Source organism: Neochlamydia sp. AcF84 (genome assembly GCF_011087585.1).
In the GTDB taxonomy this organism is placed as follows: Bacteria; Chlamydiota; Chlamydiia; order Chlamydiales; family Parachlamydiaceae; genus Neochlamydia.
On the sequence record NZ_VJOT01000021.1, the window covers coordinates 64,754 to 80,101 of the forward strand.

Sequence of the window (15,348 nt, forward strand, 5' to 3'; positions counted from 1 at the left end):
AATTCAAGCTTATCAGAAAAAAAATAATAAAAAAGTAAAAAACTACTCCTATGCAGACACTTGTAATGAAATTTGGGGGGGCAGCAGTAGCTACTGCTGAGCATTTTTCCTATATAGCCGATCTTATCATTTCGCGAAAAAAAGATTTTCAACGTCTTGTAGTCGTAGTAAGTGCGATGGGAAAAACCACCGATCATTTGATTGCATTAGCTAAGCAAGTTAACCCTGACCCTCCTCGCCGAGAATACGACATGCTAGTGACCGTAGGCGAAAGGATAAGCTGTTCTTTGCTTGCAATGGCCTTGGCCGCCAAAGGATGCGAGGCTTTAAGCTTCACAGGTAGCCAATCAGGAATTATTACTTGTTCAAGGCATACGGAAGCAAGAATTATCGATGTGCGGCCTACGCGTGTTTTGCCCTTGCTAGATTCTGGGAAAATCGTTATTGTAGCAGGATTCCAAGGGGTAAGTAGATTAGGAGAGATTACTACTTTAGGACGAGGTGGCTCAGATACTACAGCAGTAGCTTTAGGAGTGATTTTAAAAGCCTCCATCGTAGAGTTCTTTAAAGATGTCTCAGGAGTTTATGCAGAAGATCCTAAAAAAAACCCTCACGCAATTTTTCATTCAAAGCTTACTTATAAGCAAGCTTTAGATGTAGTTGGTAAAGGTGGAAAGATATTACATCCCCGTTGTATAGAATTAGCCTATAAGAATTATTTGCCCTTAAAGATAAGATCTTTTAAGACATATGGTTTGGAAGAGAATGAAAGGTGCACAATAATTTTTGAAGATTCTTGCCAGCCGGATAAGCATTTGTTTGAAGATGAAACTTAACAATACATGCCTATAAGTAGCTTAAATCATGCAAGATAATGAGTGTTTTCCCGAAATAAAGATTCATGTTGAGGATCAAGATAATGACATAGGTATACATCTATTCAAAGAAGCTATTCATAGCATATTGAAGAAAATTATTCCTCTAAATTTTTTCAAAAATAAGAGTTATGAAAGTGAATTTCCCATTGTTAAGACTTTAGTTTCAAATCAGGCCCCTGGCTATCTAACCTTTTATTATTTTGGCAAATCTCAGGAACATACTCTAAAGTTCTTTATCGAAATGCTTTCGAATTGGCTAGTGCCAGGGCGACGTTTAAATCAATCGATGATATTTTCTTCTGAGTTTAGCATTCCTTCTCTAAGCCCCTTAGTTTACCGATTATTCAAAGTGGTCATCCATCTTGATTTAGTTTCCGATGTAGAGCAGATCCAAGCTAATTTACCTATTATCGAAGCAGAAATCCGCTTAGGAATGGATTCTTCTTATTATGCTAAAAGAATTTTAGAAATTAAAGGCTTAAGCATTGATGCTAAAACAGCTCTTATCCAAGAAAATATTGCCTATTTGATTGAGCGTAAACCTCAGTTTTTTGATTTTGATTTGCTGACAGAGATGCAACATGTGTTGGTAATATGTCACGATGATTTTAAATCTCAACGAAGTAGCCGCCATCTTAGTCGCATTATCTGCATTCAATATCTTTTTAGAAGATATCTTTTCGATCGACTTCAAATTCAAAATAAAAGGCATTTCTTCTTGAAAATATTTAAAACCTATTTGCGCGACCAAGAGCAAAATAAGCAGGTTTTAGGGATTATCGTTGGCTTTAATTTTTTAAGAGAAAAAGAAATTTTTGATAAACGGCATTTAATTCGAGCGATCCAAAATCATATTCCCAACGCCCTTATGGTAGAAAATTCTTTTATCGATAATCGGCGCTCTCCAGAAAATTTTTGTACTGTCTACATAGAAATAGAAAAAAGTATGGGAGAGAAATTTACCCACCAGGAAGTCTCTCAACTACGTAAAACTCTGCCTATAGATTTGCTAGATAGCATTGAACATATAGTGCATCCTATCTTCATGCCACGCAACGAAGAAGAGATTATGCGTAACATCTTTAGCTTAAGTAGCCAAGTTAAATTTGTACGAGACTTACCTCAAGTCATCATTAATTTTGACGAGCAAACCTACTCCAAATTGGTGTTTACTATCATTGTGGTCAGAGTGGTTGAGCCTAGTGGCGCTTCCATAAAAGAACTCTTTGATAAAAGTGAAACTTTTCTAGATTATACCCATGATCGTTGTAAAACTTTAGGATACTTGCGAGGAAAGCATAGTAAAGAAGCCACAGTATTTACTGTAAAGATTTCAAAAGATGATTTCATTAGACGAGATAATTCTATTGATCTAAATAAAGCCCGCCAAAGTGTAGTTTTTGAATTGCTAAGAATTTTAGGGGAATTTAGAGATTTTAATGGAGGAATGATCTCAAAACAGAATGAACTTCTAGCCGAGCTAAAAGCGCTCCTTGAAGAAGAGACGGATTTGAATGAATTGTTATTAGAAAATTTCTTCTTTTCTATTACTCCTATAGTCATGCGTACCGTTTTAGAGGCAGAAACTTTAAAAATGTTTTTTAGCTTGCTAAGAGAAACAATCGAGGAAGAAATAGTGCCACCTCTCTCTTATCATGTGAAAACATTGGCCAAGACGCCTTATATATATGTAATAGTGAAATCTGAAGAGCGTTTAAACCGGGAAGATTTAGCTCAAGCTTTAAATGTTTTACAAGCTAAATCCTCAGAAATTGCCACTGCTTACATGCAGGTGCATGAGATCAATTATAATTGTTATCTTTACCGCTGCTTGGATGGAAAGCGGCAAAAATTATTTGGCTCAATTATTCAAAAGGCAGTCGTCAACATGTTTGATAATAAAGTCTCCTAAGCTTTAAGTTTAATCCCTTATTTTGAGTTTCAAACGGGGACATAGTGAGTTTTGGCTTTAAAATTTTTGAATAAAGTTTGTATAAAGGCTTAAGAGGTTTTCTGGGTGGCCTTAAGAGAGGAAACTGGCAATAAGGCAAGCGACCAAGAAGAAAATTTATATACTTTGTTAGCATTCTTTAACTTAAGCATTAAAGGGATAGCGAGAAGGGATTTAAGTAGAGCTCTTTAGCTACCCGCACTTTTAACAGCCAGTGATCACCTAGGGATTGTATTACTTGACAAGCTCGTGTTGCTTAAGCTAACCTCTCTACACATAATTTTGACCAGGCATTAACAATGACAAAAACAAACCCAATAAAAGTGGCTGCCTCTATTTTAGCAGGTGACTTTGGCTACTTGGCAGATACGGCTAAGAAAATTGAGGACTCGGGGGCAGACTCTTTGCATATCGATATTATGGATGGAAATTTTGTGCCCAATTTAACGATGGGGCCACAAGCTGTTGCTGCTATTAATCGTGCTACGAATATGTTCTTAGATGTCCATTTAATGGTTTATCATCCCTTTGATTATATCGAACGTTTTGTGGAAGCAGGTGCAGACAACATTACTATCCACTTCGAGGCTACCGAAGATGTAGATGAAACTTTGGAATATATTCGTAAGTGCAATATTAAGGCAGGCCTAGCTTTTTGTCCTGAGACGTCGGCCTCTATGATTCCTAAATATTTGAATAAGTGTGACCTTATCTTGCTTATGACTGTTCATCCAGGTTTTGGGGGGCAAGAATTTATGCCTGAAGTTCTAGAAAAAATAAGCTTTACGCGTGAATGCTTGACTAAACTTGATATTTGCCAAGGGGGGATGACTGCTAAGAAAGATTCTCCTGAAAAGCTACCTCCTTTCGATATTCAAGTCGATGGAGGAATTGCTCCAGAAACTGCTAAGTTATGCGTAAAAGCAGGAGCTAACATCTTAGTGGCAGGAACATTTTTATTTAAGAGCCCTAATATGCATGAGGGAGTAAATAGCTTACGCGGCCTTTGAGAGATCTAATAAATTTTTTTATTTTCGGGTATCCGCAAGTTTGTTTTTAGTAGATATAAAAAGTTTTACTCCCTCTTTTTTATCGCATTGTGAAAAATAAGCAGTTTGCCTTTGAAAGTTTCTATAAAGGCGCTCTTAAGGCTTTATAGGCTGGGAAAAATAAATTTTTTTTAAAGTTTTGTCTCTATTTTTCTCTTTGACATTTGAGCCCTAGTTTCTTAATATGTCAAGGATAGCTTAAATTTTTTACTGAAGGACAGAAACGTCTATGGTTATGAGTAACCAGCTAACTCCTGGAATGACAATTTCTATCAATAATAAACTTTATCGCGTGGAAACTACGGTAAAAGTGATGGTACCTAAAGGTGCACCTTTTATAAAAACAAAAATACGCGATTTATCATCTAATGAGCTTATTGAAAAGAATTTTAAATTAAATCAATCAATTAAAGATGTTAATCTTGCAGAACGACGTCTAGAATTTCTTTATTTAGAAGGAAAAGATTATCTTTTTTTAGATATTGAAAACCTTAATCAAATTTTAATTCCTCAACATATTATAGGCAATAGCATCAACTACTTGAAAGAAGGCGTAGAAGTTAAAGCTTCTTTTTTTGGTGAAACTATTTTTGCTGTAGAGCTACCTCAGTTTTTAGAATTGATGGTTGCAAAAGTGGAGGGAGGAGAAAATAAATCTATATTAGCAAATGCTTCTAAGGCTGCTCTATTAGAGACTGGAGCTAAAATTGAAGTTCCACCATTTATCGAAGCAGGTGATATCATAAAAATAGACACGCGTTCATACGAATACATACAGAGGGTATAGGGAGGATTGTTGCGTGGAGCTAAAGCAGATAAAGGAATTGATGGGGGCGATGGGACGTACGGGAACCAAACGCGTAACTATCAAAAAAGAAGGCTTTGAAATTGAGATTGAAAGATATGATGGGGGAACAATGAAGGTTCCCGAGTCAATGTTTGAGTCGTCAGAAGAAACTTTTAATAAAACAGACGAAGCCTTGCGGCGGGCAAATATTAGTGTGGCTTCTTTGGCAGTACCTCCGGGTCAAGCGGTAGAACATAAGGAAGATGCAAATACATTTTTTGTCACTTCGCCCATGGTAGGAACATTTTATAATACACCTTCTCCTGAAGAACCTCCTTTTGTTAAAGTGGGTAGTAAAATTGATAAAAATAGCGTAGTCTGCATTATAGAAGCTATGAAAGTAATGAATGAAATCAAAGCTGGAGCAACAGGAACGGTGGCGGAAGTGCTAGTAGAAAACGGACATCCTGTAGAATTTGGAACAAAACTCTTTCGAATTACGTAGTATTGAAATATGCAAAAAGTTCTTATTGCTAACCGAGGCGAAATTGCCGTTAGGATTATCCGTGCTTGTCACGATTTAGGCTTACAAACAGTAGCAGTTTATTCGCAAGCAGACGCCGAGGCTCTGCATGTGTTGCATGCCGATGAAGCCATTTGTATCGGCGAAGCTCCTGCTGCTAAATCTTATCTTAAGATCTCCAATATCCTCTCTGCTTGTGAAATAACAGGAGCAGATGCCATACATCCAGGCTATGGTTTTTTAAGCGAAAATGCTAATTTTGCTTCCATTTGCGAAAGTTGCGGCTTAAATTTCATCGGGCCTGCTCCTGCTTCGATTACGTTGTTAGGAGATAAAGCTAAGGCTAAGGCCACGGCAAAAAAGGCGGGCTGTCCTGTTATTCCTGGCTCCGAGGGAGTTGTAAGCGATCTAAAAGAGGGCCTAGAAGTAGCCAAGGAGATTGGCTACCCGATCTTCATTAAAGCTGTATCAGGAGGAGGGGGGAAAGGAATACGCATTGCTTATAGTGAAGAAGAATTCATACGCCTTTTTCCTGCTGCACGTGCTGAGGCAGATGCAAGCTTTAGTAATCCTGATGTCTACCTGGAGAAGATGATCGTTGATCCTCGGCATATTGAAGTCCAAGTTATTGGGGATAAATATGGCAACTACATTCACCTTGGAGAGAGAGATTGTTCTATCCAAAGGCGTCGTCAAAAACTTATTGAAGAGGCCCCTAGCCCACTATTAAATAGCAAACTGAGACAAAAAATTGGCCAAGCAGCGATTAGTGTTGTTAAAGAGGCTAATTATCATTCGGTAGCTACTGTTGAATTTCTATTGGATGCTAATCATCGTTTCTATTTTATGGAAGTAAATACAAGGATTCAGGTAGAACATACGGTGACTGAGGAGCTAACAGGAGTGGATCTTCTTGGAGAGCAACTAAGTGTAGCCATGGGTAATAAACTGAGGTATGCCCAAGAAGAGGTTAACTTTAAGGGGCATGTCATCCAGTTTCGCATCAATGCAGAAAACCCTGCCGCAAATTTTTCACCTTCCCCTGGACGGCTTGAATATTATTTACCTCCTGGTGGTCCCCATGTTCGCGTGGATAGTGCTTGTTATTCAGGCTATCAAATTCCTCCTAATTACGACTCCATGATTGCCAAATTAATTGTCCATGGCAAAGATCGTTTAGAAGCGATAGCTATAGGCAAACGAGCCTTACGAGAGTTTCATATTGGCGGCGTAGACTCAACCATTCCTTTCCATCTCTATATGCTTCATGACAAAAAATTCCTTCATTCCGATTTTCATCTAAGCTACATTGATGGCTTGATTGCAGAAGGGTGCTCTTTTAGCCTAGAAGAGTAAAAATTGCTTAAAAAACAATACAGCGAGTGCAGGTAATTTAGATTGATAAGGCAGAGAATAGACATTCACATTCTTATACGTTTGCTATTCGTTTAAAAGCTCTATCATTGGGCCTGCTTAAAGGATGTCTTAAGCCTTCTTCGTTTTTGCTTTATCAATTCGTCCTCACATCAGCTTAATCATTAGATAGATCCCATTTTCACTTGTAGGGATAAAGCTACGAAAAGCGATTCCTTTTAGCGCTCTTAACCCTTAAGATCAACCCTCGCAGCTATAAAGTTTTATGCCCTATCTACTAAAGGGGCTTTAGCCTGATTCTTTTTCTTGCCTATACTTTGCTAAAGATGTTTTTTGTCTAAAGTCTTACTTCAGCTTTAAGCTCGATTTCACTCTTACTTTTAACTTAAAAATTCTTTTAGCTCACTTATTTCTTGCATTTACTTTCTCCTGGCACGAAAAAACAGTATAAGTTTTTAGATAGGTTTTTTAATTTTTGTTCTGCAAAGAATCAAATAGACGAAATAAAGCATGCCAGGATGCTCAGAAGATTAAAGGCTTAGTTAAAATTAAATTCCCTTCCTTTAGAAAAGAATTATACGCTTTTGAGCTACTCCTTATGTGCTCCCATACTTCATAAAATCCCTTTCGTTAAGCAGAGAGGCATCTTTTAGAGGGTTGGGTATGTATGCAGACTAAGTTTTTTAAAGCGTATTAGCTGCTCTCTTTAGGCATTTAGAAGCTGGGCTGTTGACCCTCTAGTAAGGATAGGGTAAGAAAGATAAAAACTCTTCCTTCGTTCAGATCTTCTTTCATTTTGTAAGAGTGCTTCTAGGATTAGCTTTACTTTTACCTACTTCCTTCTTAGCGATGCACTTGATAAGAAGTCTATTAGCACATCAACTTATTTAAAAGTAGAGAGTTAAGATGCGTTTACAGATAGAAGAAAGAGGATAACTTAGTAAATTCGGGAAAAGGAGATTGATAATTGCTCGTTTTAAAAGGCGATTTACAAACGCTATTTGGGCTTCTAGAGCTAACCATTTTTATTAAGCGAAGAAATTAATGGAAATGAGTGAACAGCTTTAAGATAAACTGCTTAGTCTATTCAATGAACAAAGCAGCCAGTAATTTTAACTTAAATTTTAAAAATTTTTTAGAACATGATTACGCTGGTAATGGCGTTCAATACCATTAGCTACTTCTTCTGGATCATCTGTCAAAGAAATTAACTTTAAATCATTTTCCGAGATACATTGTTGCGCAAGCATGGTAGATTTAATCCAATCTATTATTCCCTTCCAGTAATCCTTACCCATTAGATAGATAGGGAAGGGGTGAATCTTATGAGTTTGAATAAGTGTAAGAGCTTCAAATAATTCGTCCAAGGTGCCGTAACCACCGGGCAAAAAGACAAATCCTTGAGCATAACGAATAAACATGACCTTACGTATAAAAAAGTAGCGAAAATTTAGGCGATACTTTCTATCAATAAAAGGATTTAGCTCGGCTTCAAAAGGCAGGTCTACTCCTAATCCACAAGATTTACCCTGGGTCATTTGAGCTCCCTTATTAGAGGCTTCCATAAGGCCTGGCCCACCACCGGTAATAATAGCAAAACCTTTTTTGGCAATATGTCCTGCCACATCAATGCCTAACTTGTAATAAGGATGGTTAGCTTGTAATCTAGCGGATCCAAAGATAGATACCGAAGGCCCGAGGGTGGTCATATTTTCAAAGCCTTCTACAAATTCGGAAATAATTCTAAATAAGCGCCATGAATCGGTTTTAAACAAATGAGCTTCATCTTCGACATTATTATATAGCATGTAGCTCCTCAATGAAATTAGGCATAAGTTTAGCTGTTCGTGAGTGTATGTATATAGAGATAATTTTCAACTAAAAAATTTACAATAGGCCTTTATCTCATAAAAAGTCGCTTAAAAAATGCGCAGCCATTATTATTCACAGAAATAAAGATTAAATTTTATGTGTAGCAAAAAAATACGCTCTTGGAGCAGCTCTTGATGTAATTATATATTCAATAGAAGACTCGTGTTTAGGAAAAGCGTTAGCTTAAAAAGGGTTGATTCCTCTTTGGACTATACAGACGCGTTTACTTTAGAAGGCATGACTTAGTGATTAGAGAAAATGAAAGCAAAAGGGCTATTTATTTACTTTAGTTTTAAGGTTTCGGCAGTATATTTTAATCCTGTAATCCCTCGGCGTTGTAAAGGTGTGCCAAATAACTTCTCAGGATTTTTCTCACATTCTTCTATCTTTTTCAAATCTAAATAAATTCCATTGCCGCTCGCGGGAGAAAAAGCTGCCGTGAGAGAGGGTAAAGTTCTTTGGTTATGAGGACAAGCCTCTTGACAAATGTCACAGCCAAAAATATAACCTGGATTTTTTTGTTGTATTTCTAGAGGAATTGGTTTTTTAGATTCGATGAGGTGATAAGATAAGCATCTAGCAGCATCTAGCTTATAAGGGGAAGTTAAGGCCTGAGTAGGACAAGCATCTATACAACGTGTACAACTTCCACAACGCGGTAGTCGTAGAGAAATTACCGCTCCAGGTATCTCTAATGAGGTCAATATGCCTGAAAGCAGGGTGTAAGTGCCAAAACGTCGGTGGATAAGTAAAGTGTTTTTACCAAACCAACCCAATCCAGCCTGTACGGCCAAAGCTTTTTCTAAAAGGGGGCTAGAATCGCTAAATCCTTTAGCTATTCCTTGTGCACCTGCGCGTTCTTCTAGCCATTGAATGAATTTTTTTAACCGTTTACGATGCAGATGATGATAGTCTCTTCCTCTTGCATAGGAAGCTATCAAGCCTTGACCCGTAAGGAGATCTTCTTTAGGTTGCTTATAGTAGCTAAGAAAAATAAGTGCCGTCTTTGCTTGGGGGAAATATTGCTGAGGATAACAGCGTATTTCTTTTTCCATGTAGGCCAGATCTGCATGCTTTCCTTCGGCTAGCCATTCTTTGTAGGCTTGAATATCTTCTTGGCGAATATTTGCAGGCGTAATTCCTACATCATCCCAACCTAATTCTAATGCTTTTACTTTGATCTCATCAAAGGATAAAGTCATTTTTTTATACTTAACATCCGCGAAAATAGCTCTTTCATACTTGTTTTTTTGTATTTTCCGGTTTGATTGCCATTGGCTACTTCATGAAGATTTTCAATAGCAATAAAAGCTGCGGGATCCTCTCTATAAATAAGCTCTTTCAGATCAGCAAGCTGAAGGCGTTCGGCGATTACATAAAGAATCTCTCGCTCATCTCCTGAAAAGCCGCCCCGTCCATACATGATGGTTAGCCCTAAACCTAGTTCATGTACGATAGCATTGGCAATAATTTCTGATTTGGAAGAAATAATAATGACCGATTTAGTTTCATCTAAACCTACAATGACAGTATCCATAATTTTGCTAACTACCATGTAGGTAATTAAAGAGAGAAGAGGAGGATGCCAATCTTTAAAGGCAATTCCAGCAGCACTAAATACAAAAATATTAATAACCAAGACCACCTGTCCAACGGTAAAGCCAGTGAGGCGATTACTAATAATTCCTAAAATTTCTGTACCATCAAGACAGCCACCGTAGCGAATGATTAAGCCTATGCCTATTCCCAAAAGCGCCCCCCCAATCACTACTACCTCAAGCGTTTCTCCTTTAAATTCTGCCCATGGCATATAATGCTCAATAAAAAAAATAAAGCCGGTAAAGAAAAGAAGAGCAAAAAACATATGAAGGACAAAAACTTTGCCTATGTATCTGTAAGCCAGAAAAACAAAGGGCAAGTTTAAAGCAAAAGTAAAATATCCTAAATATTGAGTGCCAAAAATATTAGCGCATACCATGGCTATTCCTACAATTCCTCCATCGATTAAACGGTTGGGAATCAGAAAAACTTGAATCGCAAAAGCAGCTAAAAAAGCACCTGCAATCAAAAAGATATAAATAATAAGCTCTGAACCGATGGATTTAGCGCTAGCTGAGGTAGGATGGTGCATAATCTAAAAATAGTTAAGGGTTTGTCAAAGAAAACATTATAAATAAAATCTAACTAAATGTAAAGAAAAAGATGAGGCTATTTTGAAGATTATTGACTACCCTTAAGGATTTTTTTTTAGGCTCTTTGCTTAGCTCATTAAAAAGGATAAATTTTTTATAATGAGTTGGTTATTAGCGCAGAGCACTAATTTTCCTAAGAAATTGCGAAAATGCTTGAGATTAAATAACCCTAAAATGTATATTGAATGCTTCCTTTTGAGGGCGTATAGCTCAGTTGGTAGAGCTCCTGTCTTACACACAGGTGGTCATAGGTTCGAGTCCTGTTGCGCCCAACTATGCATACGCGGGAGTAGTTCAATTGGTTAGAGCACCGGCTTGTCACGCCGGAAGTTGCGGGTTCGAGTCCCGTCTCCCGCGTTTCTTTTAATCCTTTCACTTAATTTTTCTTAAAAAAGTTAATTTACCTTAAACCTTAGTATCACTAACCATCCCCCTTTATTAATTGAGTGATTTTCCTCAAAGCTTTTCCAAGCTGGCGAGAAGGAGAGCTCTAAAAAGTTGTGAATGCACTTTTGAGATACTTTTTATGCAGCTTTATACAAACCCCTCGAACTAAGTAGAGAGACATGTTTCAGAGGGTTGGTTATGCAGGCTAAGTTTTTTCAAAGCTTATCACTATTATTACTGCATATTCAGTAAACCTTTAAAAATAAAGAAGACAAGATGCGAGCCCAAGATTTTTTACCGGACATTATAAAGTCTTAAAAATTGAGAGTAAAAGCAAGAGCTGCTGGAATTGATAGCCAAGTAGGAAAGTTTTTACTAGAGTTGATATAATTCATTAAATAAAAAAAGCTTTATTTTTAACTTCTCTTATTGTTTTTCTTAAGGTCTAGCTTGTAAATTTAGATGATTTTCAAAATGGCTTTTTGCATCATTGAGATGAGCTAAATCTGTTAATTCTCCTACATGCACAGGTACTGCCGCAATATATCCACGGGCAAGCCAAGAAATATCGCTATCCTCATGTTCTTCGAATTGCTGCAGTTTAGCACCTAACCAATAATAAGAATGTCCTTCCGCAGGATGATTACGCTCTAACGGATCTTCAGCCCAAAATTCTTTCCCTTGGCGAGTCAGCTTGAAGCCTTTAATCTCATGTTGATAAGTGGGAAAGTTAACATTTAGCAAGCTACCCGAGGGTAGTGGATGCTTTACCACATACTCCACTAAAAGAGGTACATAGTGTTCTACCTTTTGATAGTCAGTATTGAAGTAATCTACGCAAGAAAAGGCAATGCCAGGCACACCTTGAATAATACCTTCAATAGTACCTCCTACGGTGCCACTATACATTAAGTTGCGGCCAGCGTTGGATCCACGATTAATCCCCGAGACAATTAAATCTGGTTTCTTATCAAGAATTACTTTAAGTCCCATCTTTATGCAATCAGCAGGAGTGCCTGTAAGACTCCAGGCTTGGGTTTGGCCCTCCCATTCAACCTGATGCAAACGAAGAGGGTTACGAACGGTAATGCTAACACCGACTGCTGATTGTTCGGTTGCAGGCGCCACGATCGTTATATCTGCAAAATCTTTTAAAGCATTCCAAAGATGTCGAATACCAGGGGCATAAATGCCATCATCATTGGTTATAAGTAAATGAGGCCGTTTAGACATGTTAAAACCATCTCAGTTGAACAGCAAATATAAATGTTTTTTAATGATAAGTCAATCATAATAATCATATTAACTTCTTTAAGAATTATCGCCTGACAAAAATAAAACTATGCGGTAAAGTGCGTTTTTACCGGATATTGATATAATTTTATGGCACCCAAGAAACCTAATCCTTCGACTGCTCGAGATTCCTTTATAAAAGAGCCTACAAAAAAACGTTTGACCATTTTGGCTCGCTTTGTAGATAGAATACGTTCAACTTTTCAAAGATTTCAAAGTAAACCCCCACAGGAGCATCCTCTGGTGGGGAGAATACAGGATCTGCAATCTAAAGCTAGCGCGGTGCTAATTCAATTACAAGCTATTAAGAATGAACTTTATAAAGAAATTGATGCAGAAGCTTTTGTTTACATTGAAGAGGTGATAGATCCGCTGATTAAGGAGGTTTCTCGTCTACATAAATCTATAGAGCAGCCACGCTCGGTTTTGCATCAAGCAAAAACTTATCAGCGTTATAACCAATGGGTAGAAAAAGCTAAGTTATGGATTCAAATTTGTTCGAAGACTACCGATAAAGAAGCTCTTTTTAAGGCTGTTATCCGCTATACGATCGATGAATTTCTTGAAGTGATAGACAGAGATGTACAAGTCATCACTGATTATCAAGAGCATATGCTAGAGGCTCTTTCGATAGATGAAGAGGAAAAGATAAATTTAGCCCAACGTCTTGATGTTCGTTTGCAATCTTATCTTCATGCTCTTAACGCCCTAAAGATAAAACCAGAAAATCTTCCCTTAAAAGAGATTGCTGTATGGAAAGCTCAAGTTGACAAGCGCCGCGAAAAATATTTCGATGCAGCTCTTCATGCAATTGATAAAATTGTGAACCAGTCATTACCTGACTTACATGGTGATGAAGAAAATGAAGAGTTGAAAGATGTGCTTATCCAGATTGCCTACTTAGAGAAACATATTCCTCCTTGGTATGATGAAATTAACCTAGCCGAAACGCTAACTTTTAATCAGAAAGCTGCTTTTAAATCTCAACTTGAATTATGGGAACAAAAAATCCATCGTTTAAATTTAGATCTACGTTTAACCCCTGAGCTAATTGAGCGCCTTAAAACTCTTAATGAAATCATTCATTATGCTCAGCATAAGCTGATGCCTTAAAAAGAAATACTCGTTCAGCTAATCAATCTTTTTATCTTTAAGCTTCTAAGAGTTGTTGGCTGGTAAAATTTTAAAAAATATAGTCGCCAGCAATTTCTCGCTTGCTTTGCCCATCTAATACATGAAATATGCGTAGCTTATTAAGGGTAAGGGGGGATAGTTGCCCTGAAGGGATGTAAACTATCTTTTTGCCATAGCGGCGTGCAAAGCTTTTTAATAGGGAGCGGGGTGGCTGATTGGCAACATAAACTACTAGCGATTGGACAGCATAGTCAATAGCCGCCATAAGAAGCACTTCAGCTTTAGAAGTACAATTTTGATAATCAGCGTCGGACCATATATCAAACATTCTACGGGGAGGATATGACATCATAAAACCCCCATACTGGCAACGCGAGATGCCAGGTCCGACCACATTGGCATGGAGATCAGTAGCGTAAAAAGCCATATCGGATTCCTGACTATGTTCTCCTAGCCAAGTCGTGCGCCAGGGAAATTTTTCTAGGTAAAGTTCATTTTCTTTAGGGGAATCTTCATCAAATATTACTACTATTGACCCTACTCCGCCTGGAGGCTTCCCTGAAACTTTGACATACAGCTTCTTTTCATGCCAATGGCGAATCGTTTCTCTAGTATCGATCCCATCTTCTAGGCTTGAAGAAAAAGGAATGATGCGAGCAGCTTCTTCGCGCATCAGCTGAGTGCCCTTCTTCTTTAAGAAATCCCCAAATTTTTCAATCACTAGGTCTTCTGGAGGATACGAACAAATACTAAACATGGGAGGGGGTCTAAAATGAAGCTGTGCGCGATTTTTGCGTTGCTTATGAAAGGTTAAATCTTTCCTGCTTTTTTCTTTCCTATGAAAACGAATGCTTTTACTAGCTCCCCAGATATCTTCAATAGATAAATCAATTTCAGGAAGCTGATCTACGTTACGTCTATAGGGATACTCTGTTGCCAAAGCCCATACTTCATAGGCATAATTGTGATCTACACATCCTTTGGCAGCGCTGATTAGCTGATATAAATCGGGTAAAAGTTGCTGATGGAGTAAGGCATAGTTGCGAGAAAATTTCATGATATTGCGCAAATTATAGCCTGGAAAACTGTTTCCTGTATTCTTAGTATAATTTATAGCGGCACCTTTAAAAAGATTATAAATGAGCTTTTGACGGTCAGGGGGAAAAGAAGAAAAAGCAAGCTCTTCTCTATTTTTTAAAGGAAAAGCATACCTGGCTTGTTCATAATTTTTAGTGATCCATCCATATTCTGCCATAACTTCTTGGGTAGATGATTCCGACAGGGTAAGTAGCTCAATATGCTCTCTTGGTGCATGCTTTAGGGGAGCAAAAGAAACTCTATCTATCAATGAAAGGATATTTTCTATGTGCGACATGCCTGCTATAAAAAGTATTCTTTCATAGCTAAAAGAGAGTTCTTTTAGGCGTCTTGCCATGAACAACTCCCGCTGTTGATCAACAGTACTTTTGATTGATTTTTCTAAGAAGAAATCCTTATATGCTTTGTAATAATTTTCTAACCCTATTTTGTGTATGGCATAAGTATCAGGCATATATTCTATATTATCAGGATAATCATCGACATCAAGGTCGATACAATAGGCAGGAATTTGAGCCTCCAGGGCACTGCGCAAACCTTCAAAAGCAGGATCGCAAGGTTCACACATATAATAGATAGGCGCATGATCTTTATTGTAGCACATCACTACACTAATATCGGGTAGACGAGAGGCGGCATGCAATAATTGTAGCTGCATAGTTTCTGCAAGTTCCACTGCAACGCAATCAGGTTGAATAACCTCAAACGCTATACGTACCTGAGCTGCCATTTCCATCTTATAATGAAGAATGGGGACTGCAAAGACAGCTCCTTTCTGAATATAAAAGGCTTGTAGATTGTTCATAAATT

The 15,348-nt window shown here is 37.7% G+C and carries 12 protein-coding genes and 2 tRNA genes; 9 read left to right on the plus strand and 5 right to left on the minus strand.

Translation table 11 applies throughout. From position 1 onward, the window contains the following. The first annotated feature begins 50 nt into the window (after positions 1 to 50). The 6 genes from NEOC84_RS01625 (at position 51) to accC (ending at position 6,544) form a co-directional block, all read left to right on the plus strand. Complete coding sequence (locus NEOC84_RS01625; protein WP_242678159.1) at positions 51 to 836, plus strand: aspartate kinase; 786 nt, start codon at positions 51 to 53, stop codon at positions 834 to 836. A 28-nt stretch (positions 837 to 864) separates the two neighbouring features. Next, positions 865 to 2,790 (plus strand): hypothetical protein, encoded by a 1,926-nt coding sequence (locus NEOC84_RS01630; RefSeq protein WP_166154660.1) that lies wholly within the window; start codon positions 865 to 867, stop codon positions 2,788 to 2,790. 338 nt (positions 2,791 to 3,128) lie between these two features. After that, on the plus strand, positions 3,129 to 3,839 hold the full coding sequence (rpe, locus tag NEOC84_RS01635; RefSeq protein WP_166154662.1) for a ribulose-phosphate 3-epimerase: 711 nt from the start codon (positions 3,129 to 3,131) through the stop codon (positions 3,837 to 3,839). A 268-nt stretch (positions 3,840 to 4,107) separates the two neighbouring features. Next, positions 4,108 to 4,665, plus strand: coding sequence for an elongation factor P (locus tag NEOC84_RS01640; RefSeq protein WP_166154664.1), 558 nt, complete (start codon positions 4,108 to 4,110; stop codon positions 4,663 to 4,665). 13 nt (positions 4,666 to 4,678) lie between these two features. Continuing rightward, positions 4,679 to 5,170 (plus strand): acetyl-CoA carboxylase biotin carboxyl carrier protein, encoded by a 492-nt coding sequence (gene accB / locus NEOC84_RS01645; RefSeq protein ID WP_166154666.1) that lies wholly within the window; start codon positions 4,679 to 4,681, stop codon positions 5,168 to 5,170. A 9-nt stretch (positions 5,171 to 5,179) separates the two neighbouring features. Next, on the plus strand, positions 5,180 to 6,544 hold the full coding sequence (accC, locus tag NEOC84_RS01650; protein WP_166154668.1) for an acetyl-CoA carboxylase biotin carboxylase subunit: 1,365 nt from the start codon (positions 5,180 to 5,182) through the stop codon (positions 6,542 to 6,544). 1,142 nt (positions 6,545 to 7,686) lie between these two features. Here accC and NEOC84_RS01655 read toward each other — a convergent pair. The 3 genes from NEOC84_RS01655 to NEOC84_RS01665 all read right to left on the minus strand — a co-directional run bounded on the left by NEOC84_RS01655 (position 7,687) and on the right by NEOC84_RS01665 (position 10,565). Next, a complete protein-coding gene (locus NEOC84_RS01655; protein WP_166154670.1) occupies positions 7,687 to 8,370 on the minus strand; it encodes a TIGR00730 family Rossman fold protein in 684 nt (227 codons plus the stop codon). A 345-nt stretch (positions 8,371 to 8,715) separates the two neighbouring features. Continuing rightward, positions 8,716 to 9,636 (minus strand): tRNA epoxyqueuosine(34) reductase QueG, encoded by a 921-nt coding sequence (gene queG, locus NEOC84_RS01660; RefSeq protein WP_166154672.1) that lies wholly within the window; start codon positions 9,634 to 9,636, stop codon positions 8,716 to 8,718. Next, a complete protein-coding gene (locus tag NEOC84_RS01665) occupies positions 9,633 to 10,565 on the minus strand; it encodes a YitT family protein (protein ID WP_166154674.1) in 933 nt (310 codons plus the stop codon). The genes queG and NEOC84_RS01665 overlap by 4 nt, the downstream gene beginning before the upstream one ends. Before the next feature lie 260 nt (positions 10,566 to 10,825). Here NEOC84_RS01665 and NEOC84_RS01670 point away from each other — a divergent pair. Beyond that, positions 10,826 to 10,898: transfer RNA gene (locus tag NEOC84_RS01670), tRNA-Val, on the plus strand. Between the two features lie 11 nt (positions 10,899 to 10,909). Continuing rightward, a tRNA-Asp gene (locus tag NEOC84_RS01675) sits at positions 10,910 to 10,983 on the plus strand. A 468-nt stretch (positions 10,984 to 11,451) separates the two neighbouring features. Here the strand turns inward: NEOC84_RS01675 and surE are convergent. Beyond that, positions 11,452 to 12,246, minus strand: a complete 795-nt coding sequence (gene surE / locus NEOC84_RS01680) for a 5'/3'-nucleotidase SurE (RefSeq protein WP_166154676.1) — start codon at positions 12,244 to 12,246, stop codon at positions 11,452 to 11,454. A gap of 150 nt (positions 12,247 to 12,396) precedes the next feature. Here surE and NEOC84_RS01685 point away from each other — a divergent pair, with 150 nt between their 5' ends. Further along, positions 12,397 to 13,419 (plus strand): hypothetical protein, encoded by a 1,023-nt coding sequence (locus NEOC84_RS01685; protein ID WP_207391761.1) that lies wholly within the window; start codon positions 12,397 to 12,399, stop codon positions 13,417 to 13,419. A gap of 70 nt (positions 13,420 to 13,489) precedes the next feature. Here NEOC84_RS01685 and NEOC84_RS01690 read toward each other — a convergent pair whose 3' ends face one another. Then, positions 13,490 to 15,343: a hypothetical protein gene (locus NEOC84_RS01690; protein WP_166154680.1), complete on the minus strand. Its 1,854-nt coding sequence runs from the start codon at positions 15,341 to 15,343 to the stop codon at positions 13,490 to 13,492. Between the last annotated feature and the right edge of the window lie 5 nt (positions 15,344 to 15,348).

Excerpts from the sequence above, each read along its gene's own strand:
- NEOC84_RS01625 (WP_242678159.1), top strand. The coding sequence starts at position 51 with ATGCAGACACTTGTAATGAAATTTGGGGGGGCAGCAGTAGCTACTGCT.
- NEOC84_RS01630 (WP_166154660.1), top strand. The coding sequence starts at position 865 with ATGCAAGATAATGAGTGTTTTCCCGAAATAAAGATTCATGTTGAGGAT.
- rpe (WP_166154662.1), top strand. The coding sequence starts at position 3,129 with ATGACAAAAACAAACCCAATAAAAGTGGCTGCCTCTATTTTAGCAGGT.
- NEOC84_RS01640 (WP_166154664.1), top strand. The coding sequence starts at position 4,108 with ATGGTTATGAGTAACCAGCTAACTCCTGGAATGACAATTTCTATCAAT.
- accC (WP_166154668.1), top strand. The coding sequence starts at position 5,180 with ATGCAAAAAGTTCTTATTGCTAACCGAGGCGAAATTGCCGTTAGGATT.
- NEOC84_RS01655 (WP_166154670.1), bottom strand. The coding sequence starts at position 8,370 with ATGCTATATAATAATGTCGAAGATGAAGCTCATTTGTTTAAAACCGAT.
- queG (WP_166154672.1), bottom strand. The coding sequence starts at position 9,636 with ATGACTTTATCCTTTGATGAGATCAAAGTAAAAGCATTAGAATTAGGT.
- NEOC84_RS01665 (WP_166154674.1), bottom strand. The coding sequence starts at position 10,565 with ATGCACCATCCTACCTCAGCTAGCGCTAAATCCATCGGTTCAGAGCTT.
- surE (WP_166154676.1), bottom strand. The coding sequence starts at position 12,246 with ATGTCTAAACGGCCTCATTTACTTATAACCAATGATGATGGCATTTAT.
- NEOC84_RS01685 (WP_207391761.1), top strand. The coding sequence starts at position 12,397 with ATGGCACCCAAGAAACCTAATCCTTCGACTGCTCGAGATTCCTTTATA.
- NEOC84_RS01690 (WP_166154680.1), bottom strand. The coding sequence starts at position 15,343 with ATGAACAATCTACAAGCCTTTTATATTCAGAAAGGAGCTGTCTTTGCA.